Origin of the sequence: Pseudomonas sp. UBA6699 (assembly GCF_002454615.1) — a bacterium.
GTDB lineage: Bacteria > Pseudomonadota > Gammaproteobacteria > Pseudomonadales > Pseudomonadaceae > Aquipseudomonas > Aquipseudomonas juntendi.
The window spans coordinates 20,598-33,847 of the sequence record NZ_DKJF01000092.1; the positions used below are offsets into that span (position 1 = coordinate 20,598).

Annotated in this window: 11 protein-coding genes; 8 read left to right on the plus strand and 3 right to left on the minus strand. The window is 64.0% G+C overall.

Annotated elements, in window-relative coordinates; genetic code table 11:
* Nucleotides 1-102: 102 nt before the first annotated feature.
* The 3 genes from B3361_RS17630 to B3361_RS17640 are packed head-to-tail and all read left to right on the plus strand — an operon-like array spanning nucleotide 103 to nucleotide 3,897.
* Complete coding sequence (locus tag B3361_RS17630) at nucleotides 103-945, plus strand: helix-turn-helix transcriptional regulator (RefSeq protein ID WP_054905643.1); 843 nt, start codon at nucleotides 103-105, stop codon at nucleotides 943-945.
* 40 nt (nucleotides 946-985) lie between these two features.
* Entirely contained in the window at nucleotides 986-2,368 is a 1,383-nt protein-coding gene (locus B3361_RS17635; RefSeq protein ID WP_009685103.1) for an aspartate aminotransferase family protein, read from the plus strand.
* Between the two features lie 35 nt (nucleotides 2,369-2,403).
* Nucleotides 2,404-3,897: an aldehyde dehydrogenase gene (locus B3361_RS17640; protein ID WP_054905642.1), complete on the plus strand. Its 1,494-nt coding sequence runs from the start codon at nucleotides 2,404-2,406 to the stop codon at nucleotides 3,895-3,897.
* Nucleotides 3,898-3,935: 38 nt separating this feature from the next.
* Here B3361_RS17640 and B3361_RS17645 read toward each other — a convergent pair whose 3' ends face one another.
* Nucleotides 3,936-5,648: an FAD-dependent oxidoreductase gene (locus tag B3361_RS17645; protein ID WP_054905641.1), complete on the minus strand. Its 1,713-nt coding sequence runs from the start codon at nucleotides 5,646-5,648 to the stop codon at nucleotides 3,936-3,938.
* A 195-nt stretch (nucleotides 5,649-5,843) separates the two neighbouring features.
* Between B3361_RS17645 and B3361_RS17650 the strand changes: the two genes are divergently transcribed.
* The 3 genes from B3361_RS17650 (at nucleotide 5,844) to B3361_RS17660 (ending at nucleotide 8,649) form a co-directional block, all read left to right on the plus strand.
* Nucleotides 5,844-6,620 carry an IclR family transcriptional regulator gene (locus B3361_RS17650; protein WP_054905640.1) on the plus strand — a complete coding sequence of 259 codons (777 nt, stop codon included), beginning with the start codon at nucleotides 5,844-5,846 and terminating at the stop codon, nucleotides 6,618-6,620.
* Between the two features lie 137 nt (nucleotides 6,621-6,757).
* The gene (locus B3361_RS17655; protein WP_082414701.1) at nucleotides 6,758-7,810 is read left to right on the plus strand and encodes a Gfo/Idh/MocA family protein; all 1,053 of its coding nucleotides are present in this window, start codon (nucleotides 6,758-6,760) and stop codon (nucleotides 7,808-7,810) included.
* A 23-nt stretch (nucleotides 7,811-7,833) separates the two neighbouring features.
* Nucleotides 7,834-8,649 (plus strand): sugar phosphate isomerase/epimerase family protein, encoded by an 816-nt coding sequence (locus B3361_RS17660; RefSeq protein WP_054905639.1) that lies wholly within the window; start codon nucleotides 7,834-7,836, stop codon nucleotides 8,647-8,649.
* Nucleotides 8,650-8,737: 88 nt separating this feature from the next.
* On the opposite strand, the gene B3361_RS17665 is transcribed toward B3361_RS17660, so the two are convergent.
* Both B3361_RS17665 and B3361_RS17670 read right to left on the minus strand, forming a co-directional pair.
* Complete coding sequence (locus B3361_RS17665) at nucleotides 8,738-10,027, minus strand: MFS transporter (protein ID WP_371105816.1); 1,290 nt, start codon at nucleotides 10,025-10,027, stop codon at nucleotides 8,738-8,740.
* A 234-nt stretch (nucleotides 10,028-10,261) separates the two neighbouring features.
* The gene (locus B3361_RS17670; protein WP_154211475.1) at nucleotides 10,262-10,675 is read right to left on the minus strand and encodes a histone-like nucleoid-structuring protein, MvaT/MvaU family; all 414 of its coding nucleotides are present in this window, start codon (nucleotides 10,673-10,675) and stop codon (nucleotides 10,262-10,264) included.
* 398 nt (nucleotides 10,676-11,073) lie between these two features.
* Between B3361_RS17670 and B3361_RS17675 the strand changes: the two genes are divergently transcribed.
* Together B3361_RS17675 and B3361_RS17680 are read left to right on the plus strand one after the other, a co-directional pair.
* Nucleotides 11,074-11,502 carry a DUF2231 domain-containing protein gene (locus tag B3361_RS17675; RefSeq protein ID WP_029885640.1) on the plus strand — a complete coding sequence of 143 codons (429 nt, stop codon included), beginning with the start codon at nucleotides 11,074-11,076 and terminating at the stop codon, nucleotides 11,500-11,502.
* Nucleotides 11,499-12,791, plus strand: a complete 1,293-nt coding sequence (locus B3361_RS17680; protein WP_286920296.1) for a PQQ-dependent sugar dehydrogenase — start codon at nucleotides 11,499-11,501, stop codon at nucleotides 12,789-12,791. The genes B3361_RS17675 and B3361_RS17680 overlap by 4 nt, the downstream gene beginning before the upstream one ends.
* Nucleotides 12,792-13,250: the final 459 nt, after the last annotated feature.

A 13,250-nucleotide genomic window follows, 5' to 3' on the forward strand; every position in this document is an offset into this window, starting at 1 on the left:
TCACCCCAAAGGGTGATTCCGCAGGTTCCCCTGCCATGGGAGTATCTGCCCAACCACGCACCGCACTGGCGGCGGTGCCTTACTCCATATGGCAGGCCGACTGTGACTATCCAATTGCTTTCAGAACAGTGGTTCGAGCACCAGGCCAAGGTCACCGAGGCAATCGGCCGGCCTGGCTTCGCCGCCAACCTGTTTGCAGCACTGGGCGTGATCCGGCCGATCCAGGCCACCACGGTGTACCTGTACCCGCACCACGGCATGCCCTGCGCGCTGTTCGAGCAGGACGACAATGCGCCCTGGCAGCCCGAGGGTAACGTCAGCCGCTACCTGTCGGGTTTCTACCTGCTCGACCCGTTCTACGGTGCTTGCGTGGAGCAGCTGGGGTCTGGCTGCTACGGCCTGTTCGAGGTGGCACCCGACCATTTTGAGGTCAGCGAGTACTACCAGTCGTTCTACCGCCACTCGCACCTGGCAGACGAACTCAACTACATCCTGCAGCTGGCCCCCGGCCAGAGCCTGGCCGTGTCGCTGGCTTTCACCGACAAGCTCGACCCGCAAACCCGTGCACTTTTCGGGCACATCACGCCCTGGGTGCTGGCGCTACTCGGCAAGCATTTTGCCGGCGTCGACAGCCGTGCCGGGCGCTTCGAGAACATCCTTGAGCAGCGTATTCACGCTGCGCTGAACAACTTCGGCAGCTCGTTGCTGACCGAGCGCGAATGCCGCATTGCCCAGCTGATCTTGCGCGGCCATTCGACCAAGTCGCTGGCCGAGCGCCTGGGTGTGTCGGAAGACACCATCAAGTCGCACCGCAAGAACGTCTACGCCAAGCTCGATATCGGCACCCAGTCCGAGCTGTTTTCCCTGTTCATCGACGCGCTGGCCAATGCCCAGGGCGTGCTGGGCAAGGACCCGCTGGAAAGCTATATGGGCAAGCGGCGCTGAGCGCCGCTGCCGTGCACCCCACCGCAAAGGAAAACCAACAATGAATGCGCCTTTCGCCCCGCAACGCCAGACCCGTGACTACCAGGCAGCCGACGCCGCGCACCACATCCATGCCTTCCTCGACCAGAAGGCGCTGAACGCCGAAGGGCCGCGGGTGATCGTAGGTGGCGAGCGCCTGCACCTGTGGGACAGCGAGGGCAAGCGATACCTGGATGGCATGTCCGGGCTGTGGTGCACCCAGCTCGGTTACGGCCGCCGCGACCTGACCGCCGCTGCCGCCAGGCAGATGGACCAGCTGGCGTACTACAACATGTTCTTCCACACCACCCACCCGGCGGTGATCGAGCTTTCGGAGCTGCTGTTCAGCCTGCTGCCCGGGCACTACAGCCATGCGATCTACACCAACTCCGGATCCGAGGCCAACGAGGTGCTGATCCGCACCGTGCGCCGCTACTGGCAGGTGGTCGGCCAGCCAAGCAAGACGATCATGATCGGCCGCTGGAATGGCTACCACGGCTCGACTCTGGCGGCCACGGCGCTGGGTGGCATGAAGTTCATGCACGAAATGGGCGGGCTGATCCCGGATGTGGCGCACATCGACGAGCCCTATTGGTACGCCGAAGGCGGTGAGCTGAGCCCGGCCGAGTTCGGCCGCCGCTGTGCCTTGCAACTGGAAGAAAAAATCCTGGAGCTGGGCGCCGAAAACGTTGCTGGCTTCATTGCCGAGCCGTTCCAGGGCGCAGGCGGCATGATCTTCCCGCCGGAAAGCTACTGGCCGGAAATCCAGCGCATCTGCCGCCAGTACGATGTGCTGCTGTGTGCCGACGAGGTGATTGGTGGCTTTGGTCGTACCGGCGAATGGTTTGCCCACGAATACTTCGGCTTCCAGCCCGATACCCTGTCCATAGCCAAGGGCCTGACCAGCGGCTACGTACCCATGGGCGGGCTGGTGCTGAGCAAGCGCATAGCCGAAGCGCTGGTGGAGCGGGGCGGGGTGTTCGCCCACGGCCTGACCTATTCCGGCCACCCGGTGGCAGCGGCGGTGGCCATCGCCAACCTGAAAGCCCTGCGTGACGAAGGCATCGTGCGCCAGGTGAAGGACGACACCGGCCCCTACCTGCAGCGCATCCTGCGCGAGGTGTTTGCCGACCACCCGCTGATTGGCCAGGTGCAGGGCGCAGGCCTGGTGGCGGCGCTGCAACTGGCAGAGCACAAGCCTACCCGCAAGCGCTTTGCCAATGAAAACGACCTGGCCTGGCAGTGCCGGACCTTCGGCTTCGAGGAGGGGGTGATCATTCGCTCCACCCTGGGGCGGATGATCATGGCGCCGGCCTTGATCGCCAACCACAGCGAGCTGGATGAGCTGGTGGAGAAAACCCGCATCGCCGTTGACCGCACGGCGCGCCTGGTTGGCAAGCTCTGACAGTCCGTCAGCACAACCGCTTGAAAGGAGTACAAATGTACACCCTCGAATTCTGGCAGCAACGCGCTGCGGACCTGTACTTGCCGGCCAGCGCCCTGATCGCTGGCAACGCCGTGAAGGCCCAAAGTGGCGCGACCTTTGCCGCTATCAATCCCGCCACCAACCAGGTGCTGGCGCAGGTCGCCGCCTGCGCCCAGGCCGACGTCGACCTGGCCGTGGCCAGCGCACGGCAGGCCTTCGAGCACGGCCCGTGGGCGCGCATGGCCCCCGGGCAGCGCAAGCAAGTGCTGCAGCGCCTGGCCGAACTGATCATGGCCCACCGCGAAGAGCTGGCGTTGCTGGACTCGCTGAACATGGGCAAACCGGTCATGGACGCCTACAACATCGATGTGCCCGGGTCGGCGCAGGTATTTGCCTGGTATGCCGAGGCGCTGGACAAGCGCTACGACCAGGTGGCGCCGACCGCCACCAATGCATTGGCCACCATCACCCGTGAGGCCTTGGGCGTGGTGGCGGCAGTGGTGCCGTGGAACTTCCCGCTGGACATGGCCGCCTGGAAGCTGGCCCCGGCCTTGGCCGCGGGCAACAGCGTGGTGCTCAAGCCGGCCGAACAGTCGCCGTTCTCGGCCTTGCGCCTGGCCGAACTGGCCCTGCAAGCCGGTTTGCCCGAAGGCGTGCTGAACGTGGTGCCGGGCCTGGGCGAGCAGGCCGGGCAGGCCCTGGGCCTGCACCCAGACGTGGATTGCCTGGTGTTCACAGGCTCCACCCAGGTGGGCAAGTACTTCATGCAATACGCGGCGCAGTCCAACCTCAAGCAGGTATGGCTGGAGTGCGGGGGCAAGAGCCCGAACCTGGTGTTCGAGCACTGCCAGGACCTGGACCTGGCTGCGGAAAAGGCGGCCTTTGGTATTTTCTTCAATCAGGGTGAGGTCTGCTCCGCCAACTCGCGGCTGTATGTGCAGCGTTCCATCCACGATGAGTTCATCGAGCGCCTGCAGGCCAAGGCCCGGCAATGGCAGCCTGGCAACCCGCTGGACCCGGCCAGCCGCGCCGGGGCGATTGTCGATGCTGGCCAGGCAGCGCGTATCCAGGCCGCCATCGACCGCGCGCGGCAAGAGGGCGCGCGGCTGGTGTGTGGCGGTCGGCGGTTGCATATCGGCGGGTCGGACAACTACATCGAGCCGACCATCTTCGCCGAGGTCGATGCCAGCATGAGCCTGGCGCAGGAAGAAGTGTTCGGGCCGGTACTGGCAGTGAGTGCCTTCGACAGTGAAGAGGAGGCGGTGCGCCTGGCCAATGACAGCATCTATGGCCTGGCGGCTTCGGTGTGGAGCGACGACTTCAACCAGGTGCACCGCGTGGCGCGGGCGCTGAAAGTCGGTACCGTGTCGGTGAACACGGTCGATGCACTGGATGTCACAGTGCCTTTCGGTGGCGGCAAACAGTCGGGGTTTGGCCGCGACCTGTCGCTGCATGCGTTCGACAAGTACACGCAGCTCAAGACCACCTGGTACCAGCTGCGCGGCTGAACCCGGGCCGGCGGCAAGCACGACCTGCCGCCGGCCGCTTACTCATACGCCTGCACCCCGGCAATATGCCGCCCGGCCACGTAGCCGAAGGTCAATGCGGGCCCCAGGTTGATGCCGCCAGACGGGTACCAGCCACCGAACACACTGGCCATGTCGGTACCTGCCGCGTACAGCCCGGTGATCGGCTGGCCGCTGGCATCCAGTACCCGTGCCTGGCCATCGGTGCGCAACCCGGCAAAGGTGCCAAAGCAACCCGGCTTCACCTTCACCGCGTAGAACGGGCCCTGTTCGATTGGCGCCACACACGGGTTGGGGCCTGGGTGTTGCGGGTCGCCCTGCTTGCGGTTGAATGCGGTGGAGCCACGGCCGAAGGCCGGGTCCTGGCCGTGGCGTGCAGGGCTGTTGAAGGCCTCGACGGTGGCGCGCAACCCGTCCGCATCGATGCCGCAGGCAACCGCCAACGCTTCGAGTGTGGCGCCACGTTTCAGGTAGCCACTGCGCATATGCGGCCACACCGGCAGTGGCGCCGGGCGGGCATGGCCCAAGCCATAACGGCGTAGGAAACGGTGGTCACACACCAGCCACGAACACACCTCCTGGTCCGCTGGCACTGCCGCGACCATGGCTGCCACATAGTCATAGTAACCGTGCGCTTCATTGACGAAACGCTTGCCGTTGGCCAGCACCCCGATGATGCCCGGTTTGCCCCGTTCGATGATGTGCGGGAAATGGCCGACAGTGCCATCGCCATGCGGCACCTGCGAAACCGGCGCCCAGGCCACCGGCGACTGCAGGTCGGTGGCCACCACGCCACCTGCTGCCTCGCCCAGGCGCAGGCCATCGCCAGAGCAGCCCTTTGGCGGCAGGGCCAGGGTGTCGTGGCCGCTGGCGTCGCGGGGGAACAGCTGCCGGCGCCGGGCAGCGTCGTGAGGGAAGCCGCCCGCTGCCAGTACCACTGCCTTGGCTCGGATACGCTGCTCGCCTTGCGGGGTCGTCACCAGCGCGCCGCACACCTGGCCTGCTTCGACCAGCAAATGCTTGGCCGGCGCCGACACCTGCAGCTGCACGCCCAGGTCCTGCGCCGACTTGGCCAGCCGCGCCACCAGTGCCACGCCGTTGACCAGGTGCATGGCCCGGCCATGGCGGGCCAGGTGGTACAGGTGCCGGCCGAAGCGCTTGCACACGTGCAGCAAGGCCTTGGGCGAACGGGTCATGTTGAGGAACGCGGCAAGGTCGGCGCCGGCCATGATCGGCATGCCCATGAACGAGGTTTCGCGCAGGGTCTGGCGCAGGCGTGGCAGCAGTGCACCCACCTCACGGGCATCGTACGGTGCGGCAATCACCTGATGCCCACCTTCGGCGGCGCCAGGGGTGTGGCCGTGCATGTCAGGTATCGCATTGCCGTCGGCAAACTGCAGCGCCGTATGCTTCTCGAAAAACGCCACCATGTGGGGGCAGGCTTCAAGGAAGGCGTCCACCCGTTCGGCATCGTAATGGGCACCTAGCTCATTACGCAGGTAGGTCCGTGGCTGCTCGATGTCTTCATCGATGCCGGCGCGGCGCGCCAACGGGTTGCGCGGCACCCAGGCCCAGCCGCCGGACCAGGCCGTGGCGCCGCCCAGCACTGGCTCCTTTTCTACCAGAATCACCTTTTGCCCATGCCAGGCAGCTGTTACAGCGGCGGCCAGCCCGGCGGCGCCTGAACCTATTACCAGTACATCGCATTCGGTTTTGAAGGGGGCAGGGGGCATCGCACTAATCCTGTATTGTTATTGGAACGTGGTTCTATATTCTTATTTGGCCCGTGTCGATCCGCAAGGGTAGGGCTGACCGCCCGCGCAACAAGCGGGCGATAATCGAACAATTGGCAGGAGCTGGCATGCGTACCCTGTCGGCGATGTGGAATCATCTTCTAGAATTCGCAAAACGTAGCAAGGACCTGTGTCATGGCTGGTAGTCAGATCGAACGCGCCTTCAATCTTGTAGAGAGCCTTGCCGGTGAGCCCCAGGGCCTGGCAGTGCAAACCCTGGCCGAGCGCCTGGACATCCCTAAAAGCGCCGCGCACCGCATGCTGGCCGAGCTGATGCGGCTGGGCTACGTACGGCAGAACCGTGACAACAGCCGCTATCAGCTGTCGGCCAAGCTAGTCGCCCAAGGCTTCCGTTACCTGGCCAGCAGTGGTGCCGATGTCATTCAGCCGATTCTCGACCGCCTGGCCCAGGACAGCGGTGAGCTGGTGCGCCTTGGTGTCATCGATGGGGGGCGGCAGACCTGGATCGCCAAGTCCCAGGGCGCGCGCTCCGGGTTGCGTTACGACCCGGACATGGGGCGCGACGCGCCGCTGTTCTACACCGCGTCCGGGCACGCCTGGCTGGCCAGCCTGGACGATGAGCAGGCGCTGCAGATGGTGCTGCGCCAGGGCATCGCCGACCCGAGCCAGTTCGGCCCGAATGCGCCGCGCACCACCGACGAGTTGCTCGCCTACCTGCACCGCGCCCGCGAGGTGGGTTATGCCTGGGTCGAGCAAACCTCGGCGGTGGGCACCTCGGCGCTGGCTGCGGTGGTACGGCGCCCGCAAAGCGGCGAGGTGATTGGCGTGCTGAGCATTGCCGGGCCCAGTGCACGCCTGGCGCAAAGGCGTTTGGCCGAGCTGGCCCCCCTATTGCTGGCGGCTACCGAGGAACTGTCTGCCGCCAGCCACGCCAGCGAACTGTTTGCCTGAGGGATATTCCGGTCGATTACCGCACAGTCTGTTCAGCAGGCTCTTCTGAAAAGTTGAACCTGGTTCTAAATTGTCCAGTGTGAATTTTGGAACGCAGTTTCATATTCGCACTACAACAATGACAAGAGGACAGGCTGTTGAACGCACCCTTTCGTATCGCCCTGGTCGGCGCTGGCATCATGGGCCGCCAGCATTACCAGCACTTGCGCAATGTACCCCAGGCCCGGTTGTGCGCGGTGGCCGACCCCGGCCCGCAGGCCGAAGCCTTCGCCGTCGACTGCGGCGTGCCGTACTTTGCCGACCACCGGCAGATGCTGCAACGCGTGCAGCCCGAGGCGGTGATCATCGCCAACCCGAACAACCAGCACGTGGCCACTGCGCTGGATTGCGTCGAAGCCGGCGTGCCGGTACTGGTGGAGAAACCGGTGGGCGTGCAGCTGCAGGAGGTGCGGGCGCTGGTCGAGGCGTCACGGCGGTGCAAGGTACCGGTATTGGTCGGCCACCATCGTCGGCACAATCCATTGATCGCCAAGGCGCACCAGGTGATCAGCGAAGGCAAGCTGGGCCGGCTGATCAATGTCACCGCACTGTGGCAGTTGCAAAAGCCCGACAGCTACTTCGACACCGCCTGGCGCCGCGAGCCGGGTGCGGGTTTTTTGCTGACCAACCTGATCCATGACCTCGACCTGCTGCGTTACTTGTGCGGCGAGGTGGTACAGGTGCAGGCCTTCACCCGCAACGACGTGCGCGGGTTCGCCAACGAAGACAGTGCCGCCGTGCTGTTGCAGTTCGCCAATGGCGCCTTGGGTAGCCTGACCGGCTCGGACGCCGTAGCGGCGCCCTGGAGCTGGGAGCTCGACTCGGGTGAAAGCCCGGTCTACCCGCGCCAGGATGGCCAGCCGTGTTATCTACTGGCCGGCACCCAGGGCTCGCTGAGCATTCCTCAGCTCAAGCACTGGCACTACGCCGAGCCGGGTTCGGGGTGGCACACACCGTTGTTGCAGCACCAGCACAGCATACCCGCCGGTGAAGCATTGACCCTGCAGTTGCAGCACTTCGTGCGGGTCGCCCGCGGTGAACAGCCGCCTTTGGTCGATGCCGCCGACGCTGGCCGCACCCTGGCACTGATCGAAGCGATCCGCCAGGCTGCCGCCAGCGGCCGCGCCTGTGCTCCCGAGCACATTGCCTGATACCCTCTTTCTGGTGACGACGAATGACTGATCGAATATTTTCCCTCGCGGCCCTGACGGTACTCGAACTGTCCCCGCCAGACATGGTCGAGGCTGCTGCCCGCGCTGGCTACAGCCATGTTGGCCTGCGCCTGGTGCCGGCCACCGAGCAGGAACAGCACTACCCGCTGGTGGCCAATGCCGATCTGCGCAGGCAGACCCAGGCACGCCTGCGCGATACCGGCATCCAGGTGCTGGACCTGGAGATCCTGCGCCTTAAGCCGGACACCTGCGTGGCGGACTTCGAAGCCATCCTGGCGGTGGGTGCCGAGCTGGGGGGTACCGAACTGCTGGTGGCAGGCAACGACCCGGACGAAGCACGGCTCACCGAGCGCTTTGCCGCGCTGTGCGAACTGGCGGCGGGCCATGGCATCCACCCGCACCTGGAGTTCATGCCCTGGACCGACGTACGCGATTTGCGCCAGGCCATGCGCGTGGTAGCCAACGCCGATCAGGCCAATGGTTGCGTGCTGGTGGACGCGTTCCATTTCAACCGCTCCGGCTCTGCGCTGAGCGACCTGGCGCAGTTGGCACCGCAACGCATGCGCTATGCCCAATTGTGCGACGTGGCGGGGCCAGTGCCGGCCGACATGGACGAAATCCTGCGCCAGGCGCGTAACGAACGGCGCTTCCCGGGTGATGGCGATGCCGATCTGGTCGGGCTGCTGCGTGCGCTACCGGCCACCCTCCCGCTGAGCCTGGAAATCCCTACCCGGCAGTTGCTGGAACAAGGGATCAGCGGCGAACAGCGTGCGCGCATGGCGCTGGACCACGCCAGGGCGGTATTGGCCAAGGTCTGACAGTGGCCAGTGCGGCGCGGCGCCTTCGTTGACCGGTGGCGCAAAAAAAGGGCCCGCAAGGGCCCCGTAGAGGTAACTGAGCAGCGCCTCAGGCGCTTTCGACCTGGCGCGGCGCCATGAAGTACATCCATACCAGCGCCAGGAAGTACATGGCCGGGATCATGGTGAACAGCACGGCATAGTTATTGTGGGTAGCCGTCAGCACGCTGCCGACGATCTGCGTCATGAACATCCCGCCAATGGCTGCGCACATGCTGCCGAAGCCGAACACGGTACTCACCAGGTGCTTGGGCGTGTAGTCCATCACCAGGCTCCAGATGTTCGCCGTCCAGGCCTGGTGCGCCCCCACCGCCAGCGAAATGGCCGCCACCGCGACCCAGAGGCCGCTGGCGTTGGCGGCCAACACTACGCTGACCATGGTGCAGGCGAAGACCAGCATGGACAGCAACCGCGCCGTCGTGGCGCGCACGCCGCGGCCGATCAACCATGACGACAGAATGCCACCGCCGATGCTGCCAAAATCGGCCGTCAGCCAGATGATGATCAGTGGGATACCCATCTGGGTCACATTGATGCCCAGGCTGTACTGTTGGTTGAGGAAGGGCGGCAACCAGTACAGGTAGAACCAGAACACCGGTGCGGTGATCGCATAGGCCACCGCGAACGCCCAGGTCCCGCGCAGGCGCAGTATGCGGCTGAACGGTACCCGGGTCGGCTCGGGCTCGACAGCTTGCTGGATGTACTGCACCTCGCTCTGCCGCACTGTCGGGTGGTCTTCAGGGTTGTAGTACTTGACCAGCCACAGCACTACCCACACCAGGCCCAGGCAGCCCATGGCGATGAATGCGGCCTGCCAGCCCCACACGGCCAGAATCAGTGGCAGCAGCGCTGGGGTTACCATGGCGCCGACATTGGTACCGGCATTGAACAAACCGGTGGCGATGGCCCGCTCACCGGCCGGAAACCACAGGCGCACGGTTTTCACGCAAGCCGGGTAATTGGCGGCTTCGGTCAGGCCAAGGATAAAGCGGCAAACCATGAAACCGGCAGCCGAGGTGGCCAAGCCATGGGCGCCGGTGGCCAGGCTCCAGAGCAGCACGGCAAAGAAAAAGGCCCGTTTGACGCCGACCTTGTCGATCAGCCGGCCTTGCAACAGAAAGCCGATGGCGTAACCGACCTGGAACCAGAAGTTGATGTTGGCGTAGTCCATCGCCGTCCAGCTCATTTCCTTGGCCAAGACAGGCTGCATGATGCCAAGGGCGGCGCGGTCGATGTAATTGAGGGTGGTGGCGAAGAACACCAGGGCCAGCATGCCCCAGCGGGTCTTGCCAACGCCGAAGGCGGCGCGAAGCTTGTCGCCGATCGAACCCTGGGGCATCCGGGGCGCGGCGGGGTGAGTCTTGGAGTTGTTCATGACGGCTCGTTTCTTGAAATTGTATTCAACTGCGGTGCTGCGGGTGCGTGACCATTTCCCAGGCAAGGGTGCACGCAAGGCCGGTGCATGGTGAGCAGTGCGGGCGGCAGCGTCAATTCAAGAGGCGGGCTAATGTTCGGTTACCGAACGCTTGTGAGTGCTGGCGAGGCGTCAGGGCGAGCGCTGAGCCGGCGCTGGTTATTCGCGCAGGCTGCGTGGTAGCAGGGCACCTGGTATTACCCAGCTTTCCACTTCGGCGCGGCTGTACTGCCTGATCCACTGGCGCAAGGTCTTGTGCAAGGTGCTCTTGGCTTCGACAACTTCACCGGTATAGGGGTTTTGATAAAACTTGCTGAGCCGCGCCCGGAAACCGGTCGGTGAAACCAGTGCGTGGGGTTGCCGGGTGAACAGGTCGAACGTGTTGCGCTGCTCAGGTGCCATGATGCTCAGCACCTGCCTTAAACCGAATTGATATTCGGCCAGCAGGTCGTGCAGTTTGCTTTCGAATTCCAGCTCGCGGCGAAGCTGGGGGTCAACCTTGATGAACTGTAGTTCGTCTTTCTTGTTGGCGAGTAGCCATTCGAGGGCGCGGAACTGGGCAAGATGAGACATGGGGCTTCCTCCAGTGCGTGATGGCACCAGTGTTAGCGCGCCGGTCAGAGCAACGCAAGTGGGGAAATAATTTGAGATTTTTGCAGGGCATTCTTCGCTGTTGTGTTGTACGAAAGTCCAGTTCTAAGTTGGGTTGTCAGTAACTTCTTACAGCGGTTGCCTTCAATAACTTCAATCAATGAATGCCTGGGGTTTTGCCTGTCAGGGCATCTGCTGAGGCGCTGCTGGTTGCTTGAGCCCAATGGTGTGCACGCTGGGGGGATCGGTTCTTACAAGATGTTTCATTGCAGCGAAGCGGTGAACTATCGGCGATGCGCAGGGCTCCTTTGCTAGGCGCACCCTGCGCACGGCTGATGGCCACCCTGTCAGCCTGGGTCACCGAATGAAAAGGAGGCACCGTGACCACATCCGACCACACCCTTTACCGGCGCACCCCCAGCCCGCTGCACGCCCTGCTGTTGGCCGGCAGTGTGCCGTTGTTCCTGGGCGCGCTGCTGAGCGATATCGCCTACTACAACAGCTACCAGATCCAGTGGAGCAACTTCGCCGCCTGGCTGATCGCCGGGGCCTTGCTGTTCTGCGGGCTGGCGCTGCTGTTTGCCTTGGCCAACCTGATCCGCGCCGAGCGCAAAGGCGGGCGCCCGACGCTGTATTTCGTGCTGCTGCTGGTGACCTGGGTGCTTGGCCTGATCAATGCCTTCGAGCATGCCAAGGACGCCTGGGCGGTGATGCCGGCAGGGCTGGTGCTGTCGGTGGTCGTGAGCGTACTGGCGTTGGCCGCAGCCTGGACCGGCTTGAGCAACCTGCGTTCTGGAGGTGAAGCATGAAGCCCTTGCACGCGTTGAGTGTATTGAGTGTGGCGCTGCTGTTGAGTGCCTGTGGTGGCGATGGCGAGCCTACCCAGGCCCATGGCCCGGACCCGCGCTTGCCCGAGCCACAACGTGGCTTGTTGCCGAGCATGAAGATCGCTCAGCCGGTGGCCTGGGGTGAGCAGAAACCGACCGTTCCCGAAGGCTACAGTGTCACGGCCATTGCCACCGACCTGAAGATTCCGCGCCAGAGCCTGGTATTGCCCAATGGCGACATCCTGGTGGCCGAAGGCAGGGGCGGCAGCGCGGCCAAGCTCAAGCCCAAGGATGTGATTGCCAGCCAGATCAAGGCCAAGGGCAACACCCAGGTCAAAGGCGGCAACCGCCTGACCTTGCTGCGCGATGCCGACGGCGACGGCAAGTACGAGGTGCAGACGGTATTCGCGGAAAACCTCAACGCGCCGTATGGCCTGGCTTTTGCCGACGGCAAGTTGTACGTGGCCAACCAGGACGCCCTGGTGCGCTTCAACTACACCGAAGGCCAGACCAAGGCCGACGGCCCGCCGACCAAGGTCACCGACCTGCCATCGCAGATCAACCACCACTGGACCAAGGCGCTGACGATCAGCCCCGATGGGCGCTACCTGTATGTGGGTATCGGCTCGAACAGCAATATCACCGAGCGCGGCATGGAAGCCGAAGTCGACCGCGCCATGGTGTGGCAGATCGACGCCACTGCCGGCACCTATAAACCGTATGCGACGGGCCTGCGCAATCCGACGGCGCTGGCCATCAACCCGGAAACCGGGCAGCTGTGGTCGGTGGTCAACGAACGCGACGAGCTGGGGCCGGACCTGGTGCCGGACTACCTGACCTCGGTGCGCGAAGGCGGCTTCTATGGCTGGCCCTACGCCTACTGGGGCCAGAACGCCGATCCGCGCGTCAAGCCGGGCGACCCGGAAAAGGTCAAGGCCACCATCAAGCCGGACTACAGCCTCGGCTCGCACGTGGCCGCGCTCGGCCTGCATTTCTCGTCGCCGGTGATGGGCGAGAAGTTCGCCAACGGCGCCTTCGTCGGCGAGCATGGCAGCTGGAACCGCAATCCGCCGGTGGGCTACAAGGTGATCTTCATCCCGTTCGCCAACGGCCGTCCGGCCGGCAAACCGATCGACTTCGTCACCGGTTTCCGTACCGAGGAAGGCAAGACGCGCGGCCGGCCGGTGGGTGTGACCGTCGATCCGCGCGGGGCCCTGATCGTCGCGGACGACCTGGCCAATACCGTGTGGCGGGTGACGCGCAACCGTTGATGCGGTAGTGAATGGAGAACGGCGGCCTTGCTCCGGCAATGCCGCCATTTTTTTGCGCCCCCATGATGGATTGGACCGTAAGGTCAGTGTTCATGCGGGTTTGGGGGGCGGTGTGTGCACTCCATGTGCATCCGCGCTCAACAGTCGTTTCACGGTAGAAGAGCCCTGCTAGGTCCATGACCTTCATTCTACGAGCTATCGTCTAGCTCACTCAATGTGACGGCTCTAGTGAGGGACTCGGAAGAGAGTACAGAGAAGGCTCCCCGACAGTCCGCCGCTGTATGATCCGAAGCAGGTTGCTAATCACACTGAACATGCTAGGAACTGCTGAGGTCATTTATCGCTCAGAAGTGCTCTGTTGAGGCTGACCATCCACAGTGCCGCTACCTCAGGCAGTCGTTGATGTACTCGCAACATTCGGTCACAATGCCGTTAAAGCCACCTCGTTATACACAACTC